Here is a 16,930-nt window from a genome sequence, read left to right as displayed (position 1 = left end):
AAGGTCAAAAGCAATTTAGATATATCTAATAAAAGCTTTTCCACGTTAATTATGTCTTAAATTAAGGTATTTTAACTTAGTCTATTTGATCTGATTTAGTTTGAGATATCTTATATTTAGTAAATAAGCGGAAATCAATAATTTTCTAATTCAGATACATATTTGGAGTTCTTCGTTACTAATCTCATAAAATTCTCAGCGATTAAGATAGTATAAGCTAAGAATAATTGTAAAATCTTCTTAAAGTGCTAATAATCCTTTTAGTAGCATAACCAAGAATGTATTTTCTAATATTAAGGATATGTTAAAAAGTATATATTACTAATATAGATAATTATTATACTTTTTAATATTAAGGAGAATTATAACGTATGATCTTAATTGCACTCTAAAAAGTTTCAATGTATTATTATAGTTAAAAAAACTGTCTAGCAAAGCTAAATTTAGAGGAAAAATGGATAAAGTCGAAGAATATAAAATAATAGAACATATACCAGCAAATAGTAGAACAAGACCAGTAGCTAGGGATGCATATAAAGAGACTAGAGAGCTATATATAAAGATTTTTGGGAATATTGATACTAGCATATGGCCAGAAACTCCAATGCCTTGTGGAGATTCGTATAGCGGTGCATTTGTGGATTATGACGAGAAGAAGTATCCGGTAGAAGAGTATAAAGATCCATTTGAATAATTTTTTAAGAAATGATATTATTTTTGTTTTTAAAGGTGATTTTATGAGTATTATTAATTATGAGGAATTGCGTAAATATGTTCCAGAAGAAAGATTAGATAAAGTAAAAGAAAGGCTAGAGATTTTAGATTCGTATGATCTATCATATATTACATCAAATTTTATATGGAAAGGACGCAGATTTTCTCCAGAACAAGTTTGGCCTATAAAAATTTATTATGGAAAAGCTGATAGGGAATTAGCAGAAAAGATTGAAAAAGAATTTAGGCGATTTGTAGCATTAACAGTTATTTTCCCAAAAAGGTTATTTACTGCAGGTGGTGCTGTGGATCTATATTGGCACTTTCTTATTCTTCATACTAAGGAATACGAAAAATTTAGCAAAAGTGTTTGGGGAATACCTAAACATGACAATGTTTCATTAAAGAAATTATTAAATAATGACGACAATAGTTTCGGATTAAGATTTAATTTAAAACCTGATAATGTAAACGAAATAACTATATTACCTAAGAAAGTTTTGGAATCATTAGATAATAGTAGTTTATATCGAATACTTATGCTTGAACGATTAGACCTTTCACCTATATCAGAAAATTTACTTCATAGCATTGATGAGTTTAAATTTGTGCCGGAACAAAGATTCCCGTTAATAGCACATTTTGGTAAAATAGATTATGAGATAATAAAGAGAATAGAGTTAGAGTTTAAAAAATGGATGGCTCTAAATATAGCATATGGCGGAAAAGAATTGAGTTATGTAGCGCCAAGCGGTGTAGTAGACATGTATTTCCATCTGTTTATTCTTCACTCTATATTATATAAACAATTTTGTGAAATATTTTTTGGAAAATTCATACATCATCCATTGGGTGAACTTTTCTGAAAGATATAATTATTTTTTCTGTAAATATTATAAGATTTTCATCATTAACCGCAATATGGACTTATACTGGTATAGCTCTTTACGATTTTTATCATCTACCACCACTATTAGTCATTATATTCTATTCTCTTGGTTATCCTATATTACTAATATCCTATATTTTAGCTGGTCATCTAACTGACAGTATAGGGACAAAAAATACTATTGTAGTCTCATTATTTTTAACGTCGATAGTATTATTTTTAGGTTTCTTTTTAACTAATGGTATATGTGGAATAATAATACTAAGTATTCAGGCATTTCTTAATTCTCTATATGTTACTTCATCTTCTACAGCTACTGGTACTTTAAGTTCTCCCTCTGTAAAAGATCTTTTGTTATCTTTTTCTAGATTTAGAGCAGGGATAAATTTAGGTTGGGTCGTTGGACCTATAATAGGTAGTTTATTATATTATTATATTGGATGGAACTTTATTCTTCTTTTAGGTAGCTTAGGAAATTTAATTTCTATACCTATAGCTTATAAATTAAATAATACAAAAAACGGTAATAATGGTGTTAATAGAAAATATTTTATTAGACCATCTAAATATTTAATGGAGATTATTCTAGTTCAATTTATATTTGCGTTCGTAAGTTCACAAGTACTATTTGGTTTTACAGTTTATTCTACCAATATTCTTAAAATTTCTAGTTTATTAATAGGTTATTTTATTTCCTTAAGCAGTTTACTAGGTGCTGTATTTCAAGAACCAATAGGAAGATATATGACAAAATTAAATTTGAAGTACATGTATATTTTAGGTTCGTTTGTCTTTTCTATGTCGTATTTAAGTATTTTCTATCTTGGAAATATAGTTGGATTAACAATGTTTATAATATTTATATCGTTAGGCGAAATTATTTTAAATCCAATAATTTTATCAATTTCTTATATAGTATCATATAAATATCATAGTAAAGGAATAGGTATGGCAATGGGATCTACTAGGATGGCAGAAGGACTTGGAAGAGCATTTTCTACTTCAATTACAGCTTATCTGTTTTCTATTCATGATTATGAGATAAGCTTTACTCTACTCTCTTTAGTAGGTATAATAGGTCTTATTGCAAATAGAGTTATTTACACCTCATTAGAAAACTAGATATCAGCGTAGTTCTAATTATGATATTTAGATTTTACCATATCTTGTTATTCTTATAGAGGAAAACTTATACGATAGGTACTGGCTATAAGTTTAGAAGCTATCAATAATTTACTTTTTCCTTAAGATATAGTCCACGCTGTTAGTTCCATGTATGTTTAAATCAATATTACTTTTATTTTATAGATCTTTACTGAGAAAATTATCAATTTCAAGATTCATCCTGTGGGTATCCCCCTACAGATCCTCTCACATATTATTATTTTATTAAAACACTACTATAAAAAACTTTTTTGTACTTTTATTTCTTGTAAGTTAAACTAATCGAATTTAATCAATTGTTAAGATATTCATATTATATCCTAAGATGCATCCTATAGACTATGGAAAAGTTAAAATTTAAGATATAGTATTTTTATTATTTTACAATGTTTATTTATATGGACGAATCTGGAACTTTAGGCAGTGATTCAGAATATTATATAATTTCTGCAGTAGTAAGTTATAAACCTAGAAATATCGAAAAACACTATTATGAGTCTATTAATGAAGCTAGATTAATAAATTTCATTTTAAGAATGATAAAGACGAGGTTAGAGAGATATTTACAAAATATATATCTAAAATGGATATTGATATTTATTGTCTTATTATAGATAAAGATGTGAGAAATTATTTAGCAATTCATGACAAAAATTTTGCAGAAAAATGGAAGATATTTGTAGAAGAACTAATTGAAAGTATGGATAGCTTTTCTTCGAAAATCCCTGCAGTATTACGTTACCTTAAAAATAATTTAATATAAGAGAAGATAAGTTAAATGTCTCGTCGTAAAGCCTAAAACATTATCGCCATAAAACAGTTAAAATTTATTTCGTTACATAATAGAATGAAAATATTTAAGCAAGATAAATTCCCGTAAACTACTATATGGAGTTTAAAAAGAAGAGTCATGATATAAAAGAAATATTTTATGATAGAATTTCTATACCTAAGAGAGAAATTTTTAGTTTTGATAGAGATCTATCAAAAATAACAAATAATGTAAGATTTAAAATTAAGGGAGATCTTCCAGGGATTAGAGTTGCCGATTATGTTTCCAGTTCAATAAGATTATACTACGAAAAGAAAAACGATAGATATTACAGTAAAATAAAAAATAAAGTGGTTAAGGAAATTATTTTGAGATAATTTATCTAAATATTTACAATTTATCTTAAATTAAGGTTTAGAGATAAAGTTCGCTTTTGCTGGATTGCTAATATTTAGATAAGAAAATCTTAATCCTATAAAAGACGGTTTTATCAAATTTTGCTTTGCAGTTTAAAGATCTTCTATATTTTTAGTAAATTAAAATATTACGTATTAAAATAGATACTCAGAGTTAACTTGCACAAGAAAATTCGTTAATCTCTAAAACATATCTATGATAAAGTTATTTAAACACTGTGAATATTCCTCTTATGCAATACCAAGACTTGTTTAAGATAAAGCCAATAACTAATTATGATGTAAAAGACGGTAGAGTAGCTTTCATTAGAGAAGAAGATATTCCTAGAGCTTACATATTAGGAGAAGGAAGGATAGACTCTAATTTTTACGCTGAGGAGGTCTCTTGGATAAATGAAAAGAAGTTAGCTGTTGTAGGCGATCCTAAAGGGAGTGAGAAGAGAGAGATTTATATCTTTGAAGGATCTCTTTCTCCTATACTTAAGGATGAGTACGATAACGTAAATCCTTGGTTTATAACTGATGATAAATTTTATTTTTTATCTAATAGAGAAAGTAATACTATACATCTTTTCTTATACGAAGGTGGAGAGATTAATAGACTTAGTGAAGGAAATATACCTGTAGATTCATTTTGTGTTTCTGAAGACGGAAAAAAGGTAGCATATTCTCAAGGTATATACGATCAAGATCTTCATATACTCGAGGTAGATAAATGGAGAGAAGAAATAGTATCTTTATCGCAGTCTGAGGAATTTCCTGCATCTTCCCAATGTTTCACACGCGATGGAATTCTATTTATAAGTAATAAGAATAATTATTTTGATATAGGGATATTTAATAATGGAGATATAAAATGGTTAAAAACTTCTAATCATGAGAAATACGAAGCTTTATACTTTAATGATAAATTAGTGTATATAGAAGATAATTTTGGAGATTTCAATATTATTAAGGATGATAAAATAATAGTAAGTGAAGGTTACAATAGAAACTTATATGTCGACGGAAACTATTTATATTATTTAGGTTCAAATTATGATAGATTTTCTGACTTATATAGAGTAGATAAAGACGGAAATATAGAAAGATTAACAAATTCTATGGAAGGAATAAGCGGAAATTTCGTAAGGCCTAAAAAAGTTGAGTACAAATCTTTTGATGGAGTAAATATACCATCATTGCTTTATTCTAAAGGTAATGAAACTAAAGGTGTAGTTTACATTCATGGAGGACCAGATTGGGAATGTGTAAATACTTTTAGTCCTACGATTCAGTTTTTAGTAGATGCTGGATTTAAAGTGATATGCCCTAATTATAGAGGTTCTACGGGATATGGAAGAAAATTCAATCATTTAAATGATAAAGACTTAGGAGGAGGAGACTTAAAAGACGTTATACATGCTGCAAAATTTTTGAATTTAAATAAAATAGCAGTTACTGGTGCTAGCTATGGTGGATATTTAACAATGATGGCTGTTACAAAATATCCGGATATATGGTGCAGCGCCGTAGCCGTAGTTCCTTTCGTCAATTGGTTTACTGAAAGGCAATTTGAAAGAGAATTTCTTCAACAGTACGACGAAATAAAAATGGGGAATGACCATAACCTATTGGTTGATAGATCTCCAATTTTCTTTATCGATAATATAAAAACTCCTCTAATGATACTTGCGGGAGAATATGATCCTAGATGTCCTGCCGAGGAAACTGAACAAGTAGTAAAGAAATTGAAAGAAAAGGGAGTAGAAATAGAATATAAGATATATGAGAATGAAGGTCATGGATTTGCTAAGATAGAAAATTATGTTGACTCTATAAGAAATACAGTAGAATTTATAAAGAAATGCAAATAAACTACAGAAAGTTAGAAGTAGTAAATGTGGAAAAATAATAAGCTGAAAGATGACGAACCGTGTTTCAGCTGAAATCTTATAATAAATCTTGTATTTGAATGTAAAAAAGAGACTGAATGGATTAAGATTTAAATTTTTTCCTAATGTTAAACAATTATGGATAAATCAAATCTTCTCTATGAAGCATATAAAACTAGAAAATCTATTGACCCTTTTGAAGTTACTGAGGAAGAGTCCAATAGGATATTTAATGACTTTTCTTCGAAATTAATTAAGGATGAAGGTCTGGGCGGATATAAGATATCATTAGTTACAAAGGAACATTTAATTCGTTTTAAAGGAAAGGAACCAATGTATGGTATACTAACTAAACCAATGATAACGCAAGAAAAAGAAGTTGAACTATGGTTTCAAAATCATTTTGCTGAAGTTGAAGTAGTATTTTTAGCCAATCATTGTTCCTCCAATAATATTCCAGAATGTATTAGAGATATTAGATTAGGAATAGAAATTCCAGGTACTAGATTTAATACTTGGAATTTAAATGCTCTTCAATTAAAGGCAGACGATTCAGCTGCTGGAAGATTATACATTGGAGAAAGAATTGATCTTCCAGTAAAGGGAGTATCATTATATATAAATGATAAATTAATGGGAAAAGGAAAACCAGATTTTGTTTATGGTGGACCTTTGGAAATGTTGAAATGGCTAACAAAGATCGGTGAGATAAATGGTTATGTATCTTCTGGTGTTTTCATAGGACCTTTTGTTGTTAAGAAAGGAGATAAAATAAGAGTAGAAGGAGATGCTAATTTTGAAATAAAGCTTATTTAGTAATTTTATTTTTGTTTAATTCAAATAATATAAATACTAGAAGTATTAAAGAGGAAAGTAAGGTTATTACCGAAGAATTTAGCCTTACATTACCTATTTCAACAACGTTAGGTATTATGAAGCCTGCTGCTGCGGCTAGATTCATACTGGGCCCTATTTCTCTTAATCTTATCCTTATTATTCTAGATAATATCGGTAAGAGTGAGTTTATCCCTAGACCAAATGTTGTAAATATTATGAATAAAGGAACATTTAATGTTAAAAAGCTTAAAAATCCAGTTATTGATACTATTATTCCAGAAATTATAAATGATCTTCTAGGTTTTCCAATTATGGGAAGTAATGCATATCCTATTAAAGCTACACTATACGAGAGTATTGTCTCTGTGAACTATCACGCCCTAACGGGCGTGGCTTCCTGCTTCAAAGCCAAGGCTTGCCAAAGGTAGAGGTCTCAGCTCCACAGGCACTAAGGGTCGTTCCGACCCCGAGCACTAATGTGAACCCACAGTATCCCAATATGGGACTGTTGAATGGAGCAGAGGCGTACCACATAGACCCTCGCTTTAACCAAGGCGTCTCAGTGACGCTTACTCCGTCAGTGACTGCCATTAAGAGAATATTTGAAAAATACGTATTTAAATGTAACCACAAAGGAGGCTATCCATCTCCACCCTTACGGATGGAGTCTTCCGCCCCCTTTGAACCCTATATAGATTAATTAGTTGGGGAGAGTAATACTCTCCAACTGGGAAACATGGTCGACCCTTTGACTGAAGCAAAGTCTTCGAACGGGGGCGTGACAAACCCCTACCATCGGACTGAACATTGTGATAATATGCACGGATATAGGTGTGATAAAGAGGTAGGGATCCTAGGAATAGACATATCAAAAGATCATGTGACGAGTGAGGGGAGGGTCTACACAACAAGAAGGGTTATGAAGAAATACTAAAAGTGAAACTAAACACAATAGTGGTCGAACCGACAGGAGCATCAATAAAACCATGTCAATACTTCAAGGAAAAAGGGATCAAGATACTACAAGTAAGCCAAAACTATGGAAGGAGAAGGACTTGAGAGGAAAACAGATTTTTACTACAAAAACTAATAAACATGGCAAACAAGGCAAAGGAGTACAACTACAACCCATTGAAAGAACTAGTAACACTATATATCTTCCTAAAAGACCTTGAAGTAAAGTACAAGAACAGGGTAAAAAGAGCACTATTCCTAAGTGACGAGGAAAAAATAAGCAAGGAAATGCTTGAAGAATTCTCTAAAGGAAACTTCAAAATACAATTATACAACTTAGAGTACACAAAGATCGTACTTGAAGAAATCGAAGTATTATCTAAAGCACTACTGGAAACAAGCGAGAAAATAAAAGAAGTAGAGAAAATGATACAATTACAGTCTGAAAATCACGTTCTATTAACTATACCGGGAATAGGGAAACTTTCTTCGGGAATAATAATAGGCATTGTTGGAGACATTAAACGCTTTCCTAACCCTGAGTCCTTCGTATCTGCGGTTTAGACCCAATAGTTGAGAGGAGCGGTAAAGCTACTGTAAGTAAGGGAATATCGAAGAAGGGTAATAAGTACTTGCGCAGCTTGTTTTCCTCGCTGAGATGAATTACTCTCGTAATCCTACATTACTAGAATTTTACGAGAACCATAAGGAAAAGTTGAAGGGAAAGAAGTTGTCTGCTTTAGCCAGGAAATTGGCTAGAATAATTTGGAGTGTTTGGTATAATAATAAGCCTTATGAGCCTAAGTGATCCTCCCCAAATCACCACGTGGATTGAAAGGTACACGTGGCAATCTTAGTTGACATTATGCTTGAAGTTCAACCGAAATATTTATTACTGAACGCCCCTTGTTAAGATAAATGCTGGTTCAAATCCTAGAAAAAAATTATAAATGCTTTTACTGAAAAATCTATATTAATCTTTTTTGAAATATGCGTGGATATACTATTTACTGGAGTACTAATTAAATTAATTCCATGCCTTCGTGTAGGATACAATATAAATGGTATAGATATAAGTCCAGTAAATAGCATTAAGTTTGATAGAAAAAACGCAGATAATGCTGAAAATATCCATCCAATCGACCAACCACCCATTGTTAGACCTATAAGTAATCTGATTTTAGTCATACTTGCCATTTCTATAGCAGATGATGTAGAAAGACCATACAGTACTCCAGTAATAAACCTAAATATAATTAGTATTATCAAACTATCTGAAAATTCTTCTAAAATACTTATTATTCCCATTATTGCTAAAGATAAATATAGAATCTTTTCCATACCATATTTTATTACAGATAGAGGATATAATATAGGAGTTAGCATTCTTCCTATAAAAGGTATTCCTATTAGTACAGTATCAAGAAATATTGGAAAATGTAGATATTTTAAGTAAAAAATAAATCCTACTAGATAAAATGTAGCCAAAGAATATCCTATAATAGGTAATGTCACAGTACGTTTAGTTAACCTTAGCATTATAGATAAAAGAGCTTTTCGTAATAAATAAGCATTGCTATAATAATTATCAATTTTAATAAATAGAAGGAATAAAAGTTGACCTAATTGTATGCACTAGTCTATATTTTTTGTTATGAATTTGTTCATTTATTTTTATTAATGTATAAGGTTCATAAATTATATATTCTGATACTATGCTTCCGTGCTTAAACGTATAGAATTTTATTTTGTGATCTAAGTCAAAATTTATTGAATTTATGTTTTCTATAATAGATCTTAGTATAATATCTTCATTATATTTAAGGGCTCTATTAAAATACGTTATAGCTTCATTATATTTGTTATATTTTAATGAATATATCCCATTAAGATATTCAAATAGAAACATAATAAGAGAATTATTGTTTTCAATAGAACTATAATCTATGTTATACAGTTTTTCCTGCTTAATATTTATGATATATTTATAAAGATTCTTAATTACTGTATTTTCTTCAATAACGTCTATCTCATTTAAAGATTTTTCATAATCTTTCAATTTATAATACACATATGATCTAATGTAATGCGCGGATGTTGAATTCATGTTTTTAATTAATGCTAAAGCTTCCTTTATTCTATCCATTAAAATTAAAAGAGATGCTTTTTGTAAAATTATTTCTTCATATTCCTCTAAATCTTCTATGTTATCTAGTATGCTAAGAGCATCTCTTAGATTTCCTTGTTCAGTAAGTATAAATGATTTAGTAGCGTATGCAAATGGAGAATTATCAATTAAGAGCGCTATATTAATTTCATTTAAAGCTTCATTATATTGCGCTAGATTTAAAAATATTATAGATTTTAAGACATGTAAGTCATAGTCTTTATCATCAATTTCTAGTGCTTTATCTATCTCCTTTAATGCTAGATCGTACTTATGTGAATTAAATAATTCTAGAGCTCTTGTGATATGCCTATAAATAGCAGATTTTTTAAACATAACCAAAATATTAATATAACTAAAATATACACTTTTATGTCCTTTATAAAAGAGTCGATTCAGGTTTCCTTTGTGAATTCACTTTATTTAAACAAGCTAAGTTAAAATATTCCAATCATTAACGTAGATGATGTAAAGTAACAGCGATAATCGAATTGAATATTATATCAGTAAGTACGTATTATTACAATTAGCAATGAATCCCCTTAATCGCTCGGATAACTGAATCACCTCTTTTATTATATTTTAGTATTAATAACTATATAATTAAATATTCTCATTTACTTTAAATCTTATCTTTTCCTTTATGGATTTGCATAAATCAAAATTATTAAATATACAATAAACATATACTGAGGCAATATAATCTGCTATTTCCAATCCTGATCTATCATTATATTTTATTCTATAAAATATTCTTTTTTGAACGAAATTAATGGATTCGTCATAAATATTACATTTTTTCCTGTTTATCCAGTCTTCTATTCCTTTTATAGTTATTATCAATTGTGAGTTTTCATCAAACGGAGAATTATTTATAACTTCTGCTATATAATATCTTGCATAATCTTTACAACATCTTGGTATCTTATTGAACAAAATTATACCAAAATTTATCTTAGAATTCAAGATAGCTAGAAGAAATATCCTCCTTATATTATATTTATCATTTTTAAAATGAAAATGATATTTCTTGTTAATCTTCCTAACTGCATCGGCCTTTATTCTGTCTGCTTCTGCAGGATTTTTAACCCAAATTACTGATAGAGCGAATATATTCTCCTTATAGGATTCGTCCACATAAACATAGTACTTTTTCATTTCAGAAATAAGGACGAGGAAAATTAATTAAGTATCTCTTCATCCTCCTCGGTATACCCCGAGGGGTCCAAGATACACCTGTTTTCATCCTCCTCGGTATACCCCGAGGGGTCCAACAGGATTTTCATAGAGATACCTCTCAAGATATATCTTTGGTCTAAACGTATTTAATCTTTACTTTCCATTAGAAGATTTTTAAGTTAGAATAGTTATTCTGAATAGCTGTATTTTTTGTCTATAAATTTATTTTAAACAATAATATTTCTAAAAAGACTTTAGTCTTTTACTAATCACTTTCTGAGTCTCAGTTAGCTAATATTTTTCATGATATTTTCATAAATATTATCATACACACTAAGCATATTGACTAATACAATATCTCACATTTAACAAACCGTTTTAACTTGTAGTTTAAAATAATACTTGTGTCAGTAAGAGCTGAAGAGGTAGAGAAATTTTATGGTAATAAGCATGCTTTGAGAGGAGTATCTCTCGAAGCTGAAAATGGTAGAATTACATCAATATTAGGCCCTAATGGTGCTGGAAAAACTACCTTAATTAGAATTATAATGGGATTAATTTTCCCCAGTAGAGGAAAAGTTGAAGTTCTTAATAAAGATCCATTTAAAAATAAGAAAATATTTAAAGAAATAGGCTATGTTCAAGAACTACCAAATCTTCCTCCATTTATGACTGGAAAAGAATTACTCGAAATGAGTTGTAGAATTAAAGGAATTGATAAAAGTGAGATTAAAAGAGTTTTAGAAATCGTAGGTATGGAAGATAGCGCAAATAAAAAGATAGCTAAATATAGTAAAGGTATGACTCAAAGAATTGCAATAGCAGAAGCAATTCTTGGAAATCCTGAGTTATTGATAATGGATGAACCAAATATAGGGACAGATCCATCTTTGAATTATAATATGAGGGAAATGCTTAAGGAAATGAGGAAGGATGGCAAAAGTATACTAATGACTTCTCATGTTCTTGATGATGTAAAGAAAGTTTCAGACGATGTTTATCTTATTTTTAATGGAAAAGTATTCTTTCATGGGTCTCCAGAAGATTTAATTAAAAAATTTTTAGGAGTTATAGTAATAGTTGAGAGTGACGATAAAGAGAGTATAAAATCTGTAATAAAAGATTTAGATTATATAACTAATATCAAATTCGATAATAAGAGGATAATATTGAAATTAAAAGAGGATAGAAGAGAGGACTTAATTCATTATCTAGTAACATCTGGAATAAAAATAAGGTCGTTCTATTTAGATGACGAATTAGAGGAAGCCTATTTAATGGCAATAAAGGAGGCAAGTAAAAGTGATTGAGAAAATAATTTTCTATGAAATTAAGAGAGCTATAGCTAGAAAAAAAGTAATTAGTTTAATAGGCATAACATTAGTTTTTGAGGTAGGAACATATTTGGCATTATCTGAAGTAAAAACTCCTAAAATAGAACATTTATTGGCACCTATTTCTCCACTTTTATGGCTAGCAGGTGTCCTTTTACCTCAGAGTTTACTTCTACATTTTATAACTATATCCATATCTTCAGGTTCATTATCAGAAGAATATGAGCAAGGTACTGTTGATTTCTTTCTAACTAAACCTATAACAAGATTTCAATTTACACTTGGAAAACTTCTAGGAGGATATATCCTTGTGTCACTTATTTACTTATTTATGGTTACTTTAGCGCTTGTGTTCTCCTTTTCTTTCTTTGGTGCTCAAAAATTTCTTGGATATCTGCCAGAATTAATATCTACAGTTCTTTTCTCTGCTTTAACTTTCTATTCAATAGCTTTTATGATAGGTGAATTACTAAGAAGAAGCAGTTTAGCCTTCCTTATAGCCAGTTCAATTCTTATAGGTTCAATTCTTATAGGTGCAGTATTAGTATTTGTAGCTAAACTAACTGGGATTTTTCTTTTCAAAGCTATAGCAATATCATTACCCTCTTGGGGAGCAACAGAACTTCCTTTTCTTTACGCTCAAACAATTCCTGGAGCATCATTAATAGTGCAAGCCTTAGAAATATTTCCAGCAATACCAGGAACACAAATAGATGCTATAGCTTATGTTATACTTTACTCTGGCATTTCTTTGGTTATAGCTTTCCTTAGTTTTATTAATAGAGACATTCCTAAGCGTGTAAGTTAAGAAAAAGATATATCTTTTTATACACCTATCATTTGTATGAACAAGAGTTTTCCTATAATTTCCGCAATAATAATTATAGGGATTACATTTTCATTACGTGCTTCGAACAATATGATTATAACAACTTTACCATTAATAGCAAGGTATGATTTTCACTTTTCTAGTATATTGATAGGAGTAGTTTCATCTTTAGCTGCTATTTTTGCTTTTATTTCAAGCGGACTAGTTAATTCTAAATTAAAGTCTAAATTACGAAGAAGATTTTTTGTTTTATTTTCAATTTTCTATGCTATAATATTTCCATTATTTTATTTCTCTAATCCGTTTAATATATGGTTTTTTGCTTCATTCTTAGGTTTTTCTATGGGTCTTATAATGCCCAATATCATGACATATGCGGGATTATTTCCAGATCAAAGAACTAGAGAAAGAATGCTTTCTCTTTATACGTTAGCACTGAGTACTTCATTAATCCTTGGACCTTTAATTGAATCTGTTGTTCTCTTAAAATTTACACTATTTCAAGCTTTTCTTTTCTTTTCCCTATTTGCTATATTAGTAGCTATTTTCTCTTTTTTTATTAAATTCCCTAACGATGCTCCAGAAAATGGGATTAAAACCACTCCTGTATGGAAAAACCCTGGATTCGAATTATCTATAGCATTAAATTTAATGTATGGTATACCGTTCGGTATGTTAACTACTTTTGGAGGAATATTTGCTGTAGAAAGCTTTAAGGCGTCTTATTCGTTAGCTACAGCTCTCTTTGGAATATTTTTTGCAACTTCTTTTCTAGGAAGGTTAATATTAACAGTAATACCACCAAGAAATCTTTGGACGCCAATATGGGTAGCCGCATCGTTAACTGTTATAGGACTTTTACTAGTATTTATATCTCCTAGTCTAATGTTTTACATACTTGCTCTAGTAATTCTTGGAATTCCTCATGGTCTTACATATCCAATTTCCCTAATTTCTATATCTAGAAGTTTTTCCGTAGAAGAACGAAATATTGCTAATAGTTATTTTTCTGCAATTATGATGGGATTTTCATCTTTTATACCCATAATAATTTCTTCAATAGTTAATTTCTTCGGAATAAGAGATTCCTTTGCTCTTCTAATTCCAGTGGCTTTAGCATTTATCTTGTTTGTTATAAGAATTTTCTTAAAACAGAAAATATGATACTCTATGATTCTCTAAAATAAGAAACTTACTTATTCAAATTTTTTAAAAACTTCTTTTTAATTCTAGATGACCAATTTATGATATGGAAGTTCAGTTACCTCATGGACAAAGATATATTAAAAAATTCATTTATTATGCAGCTTTAGGAGTCCCTGAAGTGGACATTTCTACCTATAAGTTAAAGATAAATGGATTAGTAGAAAATAAACTAGAGTTTAGCTATGAAGATTTATTAAAAATGATAGATACGAAATACACAAAAGATTTTCACTGTGTAACAGGTTGGAGTATTAAAGACGTTTATTGGGAAGGAATTAAAATTAGAAATATAGTAGAAAAATCTAAAGTAAAAGAAGAAGCAAAATGGGTTATATTTTATTCATTAGATGGCTACACATCTACTATACCAATAGAGGACGCATTAAGCGAAGATTCAATAATAGCTTTAAGAATTAATGGAAAACCTTTAACAATAGAGCAAGGTTTTCCAGCTAGACCTTTTATGCCACATCTATATGGATGGAAGAGCGCTAAATGGTTAACAGAAATTGAATTTATTGATAAATATGTAGATGGCTATTGGGAGGAAAGAGGGTATCATGAAAGAGGTAACGTTTGGGAAGAAGAAAGATTTAAAGGCCATTTAGGAAAACATTCGCCAAAAAGACCTATACTTTAATTACAATTTTTAAATTTTTCAAACTATAATTAAACAAAAGATAAGCTTAAAAACTACTTATACTGTTTTAAAAAATATGGCTACGAGCTCTGGACCTGATAAAAACGATTTAAAAACTAATCCAGACTGGTATATAGCTAGAGTTGATAGGCTACCAGCATGAGGCTTATCATATGCACTAATATGGGCGTTAGGGTTTAGCTTCTTTATTACATTATACGATGTAATAAACGTAGGTGTGGCTTTACCAGTAATTCCATTTATAACTAATTCTTCTGAAGCTTCAATGATAGCAGCTTTAGGTCTATTCGGATATATCCCTGGCGCAATAGGACTTTCTTATTTAGCTGATATAATAGGGAGAAGGCCTACTTTAATAATATCTGCCTTTTTAACAACTATAGGAAGCTTTGGTGACGCATTAGCTACAAATTATCCAATGCTTGCAGTTTTTAGATTCCTTACTGGAATGGGAATAGGTGCTGATCTAGTTTTAGTAATGACATACTTAGCAGAAATGGCTCCTAATTCCAAAAGAGGTCTTTACGTAAACCTGGCTTACATAGGCGGATGGGCAGGAATAGGCTTGGGACCATTTTTAGGAGCAGTACTGGTAGATACGTATCCTACTATAGGTTGGAGATTAGTTTTTGCTGTTGGCGGAGCTCTTGCATTAATGGCTTTAGCCATAAGGGCTACCGCACCAGAAACTGTTAGATTCTTAGCTAAAGCACATAAGTTTGATGAAGCAGGAAGATTAGTAAGTAGAATGGAAGAAACTTCAATGAGAAGGGCTAACGTAAATATGTTACCTGAACCTCAAATATTGAATTACACTATTCACCATAAAAATCCTTTCAGCATATTTAAGAATCCAAAGTATTTAAAAAGATACATTGTACTTTTAGCGCTAATATTTTTCTGGTATTTTGGGGAATACCCATACTTAACATTATTTACTACATGGACTAAAGACGTCTTAGGATATACTTCCTCCCTAGAAGCTTCAGCAATATTCTTATTTGGATTAGCTGGTGTAGCAAGTTTCTTAGGATCTATAGGTATTAGGCCACTTCTTGAAAGAATGGATAGAAGAATTCTAGTGACATTAGCTAATACTGGCTTTGTATTAGGTATGGCAATAGCAGTATTAGGTGGGCTCTATAGATCAATGCCGTTATTCTTTACGGGTATGGTCATAGGTAACTTTATTGGAGTGGGCTGGTCAAATCAATTAAACTATCTATTGGCTACTGAAAACTACCCAACGTACGCTAGAGCTACTGCTTACGCTATGACTGATGGTTTGGCTCATTTGGGTGCTGCTATAGCTCAGTTAATACTTCTATCTTCATTAATACCATTATTAGGAAGCTTTGGAGGATGGATGGTAATAGAATTTGAAATGATAATTGCAGGCATATTAACAATATTTACTATACCTAGAACTTTAGGAAGAAGATTAGAAGAAGTTAATGAATTAGAAGAATTAGAGACACAAACTCAATTAAAAGAGTGAAAGGCAATCTCTAATTTTTTCTATAACTATTTCTATTTCCTTTTCTGTGGGAGCTGGAACAAAAACTCCCCAACTTTCATCATTTAGAGAAGGTGTCGATAATATAGCATAAATTAAATCTCTGCATTCTTTATTCATTTTTCTAATATCTTTTCCCTCTACATTATCTTGAACGTAACTTTTTATCATTGTCATAGCCATTAAAGGCTTCCCTTGCTTTGCCATTCTCAAGGCTTCTTCCATATATTTAGATCTTTCTTAAAGTATATATTTCCTCTCATTATCCATAATTATCAATTTTAATAATTAATATGGTATTAATATTAGCAGTAATATTTTGATTATAAGTTAACGCTAAATGTTACTATACTCTAAATAAAGAAAAATAAACTCTATCCATAAATTCTGATAAATTAATATAAACTTTATATGTATT

The 16,930-nt window shown here is 29.9% G+C and carries 18 protein-coding genes and 1 pseudogene; 15 read left to right on the top strand and 4 right to left on the bottom strand.

From position 1 onward, the window contains the following. Nucleotides 1-454: 454 nt before the first annotated feature. The 10 genes and pseudogenes from DFR85_RS16315 (at nt 455) to DFR85_RS16270 (ending at nt 8,428) form a co-directional block, all read left to right on the top strand. Nucleotides 455-694, top strand: a complete 240-nt coding sequence (locus DFR85_RS16315) for a hypothetical protein (protein WP_246252955.1) — start codon at nt 455-457, stop codon at nt 692-694. Nucleotides 695-737: 43 nt separating this feature from the next. Next, nucleotides 738-1,580, top strand: a complete 843-nt coding sequence (locus tag DFR85_RS16310; RefSeq protein WP_110271721.1) for a glycine-rich domain-containing protein — start codon at nt 738-740, stop codon at nt 1,578-1,580. Continuing rightward, nucleotides 1,577-2,725: an MFS transporter gene (locus tag DFR85_RS16305; protein ID WP_210433946.1), complete on the top strand. Its 1,149-nt coding sequence runs from the start codon at nt 1,577-1,579 to the stop codon at nt 2,723-2,725. The genes DFR85_RS16310 and DFR85_RS16305 overlap by 4 nt, the downstream gene beginning before the upstream one ends. Nucleotides 2,726-3,165: 440 nt before the next feature. Beyond that, a complete protein-coding gene (locus DFR85_RS16300; RefSeq protein ID WP_162582529.1) occupies nt 3,166-3,381 on the top strand; it encodes a hypothetical protein in 216 nt (71 codons plus the stop codon). An 8-nt stretch (nt 3,382-3,389) separates the two neighbouring features. Further along, entirely contained in the window at nt 3,390-3,530 is a 141-nt protein-coding gene (locus DFR85_RS16295; RefSeq protein ID WP_162582527.1) for a hypothetical protein, read from the top strand. 125 nt (nt 3,531-3,655) lie between these two features. Further along, nucleotides 3,656-3,916 (top strand): hypothetical protein, encoded by a 261-nt coding sequence (locus tag DFR85_RS16290; protein ID WP_110269189.1) that lies wholly within the window; start codon nt 3,656-3,658, stop codon nt 3,914-3,916. A 272-nt stretch (nt 3,917-4,188) separates the two neighbouring features. Continuing rightward, nucleotides 4,189-5,811 carry a S9 family peptidase gene (locus DFR85_RS16285; RefSeq protein WP_110269188.1) on the top strand — a complete coding sequence of 541 codons (1,623 nt, stop codon included), beginning with the start codon at nt 4,189-4,191 and terminating at the stop codon, nt 5,809-5,811. 156 nt (nt 5,812-5,967) lie between these two features. Continuing rightward, nucleotides 5,968-6,645 carry a hypothetical protein gene (locus DFR85_RS16280; protein ID WP_110269187.1) on the top strand — a complete coding sequence of 226 codons (678 nt, stop codon included), beginning with the start codon at nt 5,968-5,970 and terminating at the stop codon, nt 6,643-6,645. A gap of 11 nt (nt 6,646-6,656) precedes the next feature. Continuing rightward, nucleotides 6,657-7,094 (top strand): hypothetical protein, encoded by a 438-nt coding sequence (locus DFR85_RS16275; protein WP_162582526.1) that lies wholly within the window; start codon nt 6,657-6,659, stop codon nt 7,092-7,094. 308 nt (nt 7,095-7,402) lie between these two features. Then, nucleotides 7,403-8,428 (top strand): annotated as a pseudogene (locus DFR85_RS16270) (transposase). 125 nt (nt 8,429-8,553) lie between these two features. On the opposite strand, the gene DFR85_RS16265 reads toward DFR85_RS16270, so the two are convergent. From DFR85_RS16265 to DFR85_RS16255, 3 genes are all read right to left on the bottom strand, one after another. Continuing rightward, nucleotides 8,554-9,159, bottom strand: a complete 606-nt coding sequence (locus tag DFR85_RS16265; protein WP_110269186.1) for a hypothetical protein — start codon at nt 9,157-9,159, stop codon at nt 8,554-8,556. Between the two features lie 55 nt (nt 9,160-9,214). Then, nucleotides 9,215-10,123 (bottom strand): tetratricopeptide repeat protein, encoded by a 909-nt coding sequence (locus tag DFR85_RS16260; protein WP_110269185.1) that lies wholly within the window; start codon nt 10,121-10,123, stop codon nt 9,215-9,217. A gap of 267 nt (nt 10,124-10,390) precedes the next feature. Next, a complete protein-coding gene (locus DFR85_RS16255; protein WP_110269184.1) occupies nt 10,391-10,945 on the bottom strand; it encodes a DUF3800 domain-containing protein in 555 nt (184 codons plus the stop codon). A 425-nt stretch (nt 10,946-11,370) separates the two neighbouring features. Here DFR85_RS16255 and DFR85_RS16250 point away from each other — a divergent pair, with 425 nt between their 5' ends. The 5 genes from DFR85_RS16250 (at nt 11,371) to DFR85_RS16230 (ending at nt 16,494) form a co-directional block, all read left to right on the top strand. Next, nucleotides 11,371-12,276, top strand: coding sequence for an ABC transporter ATP-binding protein (locus tag DFR85_RS16250; RefSeq protein ID WP_432417919.1), 906 nt, complete (start codon nt 11,371-11,373; stop codon nt 12,274-12,276). Further along, nucleotides 12,272-13,108 carry an ABC transporter permease gene (locus DFR85_RS16245; RefSeq protein WP_110271720.1) on the top strand — a complete coding sequence of 279 codons (837 nt, stop codon included), beginning with the start codon at nt 12,272-12,274 and terminating at the stop codon, nt 13,106-13,108. Before DFR85_RS16250 ends, DFR85_RS16245 begins: the two co-directional genes overlap by 5 nt. A gap of 36 nt (nt 13,109-13,144) precedes the next feature. Next, the gene (locus DFR85_RS16240; protein ID WP_110269182.1) at nt 13,145-14,293 is read left to right on the top strand and encodes an MFS transporter; all 1,149 of its coding nucleotides are present in this window, start codon (nt 13,145-13,147) and stop codon (nt 14,291-14,293) included. A gap of 85 nt (nt 14,294-14,378) precedes the next feature. Next, nucleotides 14,379-14,975: a sulfite oxidase-like oxidoreductase gene (locus DFR85_RS16235; RefSeq protein WP_110269181.1), complete on the top strand. Its 597-nt coding sequence runs from the start codon at nt 14,379-14,381 to the stop codon at nt 14,973-14,975. 181 nt (nt 14,976-15,156) lie between these two features. Further along, a complete protein-coding gene (locus tag DFR85_RS16230) occupies nt 15,157-16,494 on the top strand; it encodes an MFS transporter (protein WP_349290784.1) in 1,338 nt (445 codons plus the stop codon). Here DFR85_RS16230 and DFR85_RS16225 read toward each other — a convergent pair. Then, nucleotides 16,483-16,719 (bottom strand): hypothetical protein, encoded by a 237-nt coding sequence (locus DFR85_RS16225; RefSeq protein ID WP_162582524.1) that lies wholly within the window; start codon nt 16,717-16,719, stop codon nt 16,483-16,485. The two genes, DFR85_RS16230 and DFR85_RS16225, sit on opposite strands and share 12 nt — an antisense overlap. Nucleotides 16,720-16,930 lie beyond the last annotated feature (211 nt).

This window comes from Acidianus brierleyi (assembly GCF_003201835.2).
Lineage (GTDB): Archaea > Thermoproteota > Thermoprotei_A > Sulfolobales > Sulfolobaceae > Aramenus > Aramenus brierleyi.
Note: the sequence above shows the minus strand (reverse complement) of the source record. Positions and strands in the feature narration are given on the sequence as shown.

What these genes read in the sequence shown, in the direction of transcription:
- DFR85_RS16315 (WP_246252955.1), top strand. Translation starts at nt 455, where the DNA reads ATGGATAAAGTCGAAGAATATAAAATAATAGAACATATACCAGCAAAT.
- DFR85_RS16310 (WP_110271721.1), top strand. Translation starts at nt 738, where the DNA reads ATGAGTATTATTAATTATGAGGAATTGCGTAAATATGTTCCAGAAGAA.
- DFR85_RS16300 (WP_162582529.1), top strand. Translation starts at nt 3,166, where the DNA reads ATGGACGAATCTGGAACTTTAGGCAGTGATTCAGAATATTATATAATT.
- DFR85_RS16290 (WP_110269189.1), top strand. Translation starts at nt 3,656, where the DNA reads ATGGAGTTTAAAAAGAAGAGTCATGATATAAAAGAAATATTTTATGAT.
- DFR85_RS16285 (WP_110269188.1), top strand. Translation starts at nt 4,189, where the DNA reads ATGCAATACCAAGACTTGTTTAAGATAAAGCCAATAACTAATTATGAT.
- DFR85_RS16280 (WP_110269187.1), top strand. Translation starts at nt 5,968, where the DNA reads ATGGATAAATCAAATCTTCTCTATGAAGCATATAAAACTAGAAAATCT.
- DFR85_RS16265 (WP_110269186.1), bottom strand. Translation starts at nt 9,159, where the DNA reads ATGCTAAGGTTAACTAAACGTACTGTGACATTACCTATTATAGGATAT.
- DFR85_RS16260 (WP_110269185.1), bottom strand. Translation starts at nt 10,123, where the DNA reads ATGTTTAAAAAATCTGCTATTTATAGGCATATCACAAGAGCTCTAGAA.
- DFR85_RS16255 (WP_110269184.1), bottom strand. Translation starts at nt 10,945, where the DNA reads ATGAAAAAGTACTATGTTTATGTGGACGAATCCTATAAGGAGAATATA.
- DFR85_RS16240 (WP_110269182.1), top strand. Translation starts at nt 13,145, where the DNA reads ATGAACAAGAGTTTTCCTATAATTTCCGCAATAATAATTATAGGGATT.
- DFR85_RS16235 (WP_110269181.1), top strand. Translation starts at nt 14,379, where the DNA reads ATGGAAGTTCAGTTACCTCATGGACAAAGATATATTAAAAAATTCATT.
- DFR85_RS16225 (WP_162582524.1), bottom strand. Translation starts at nt 16,719, where the DNA reads ATGGCAAAGCAAGGGAAGCCTTTAATGGCTATGACAATGATAAAAAGT.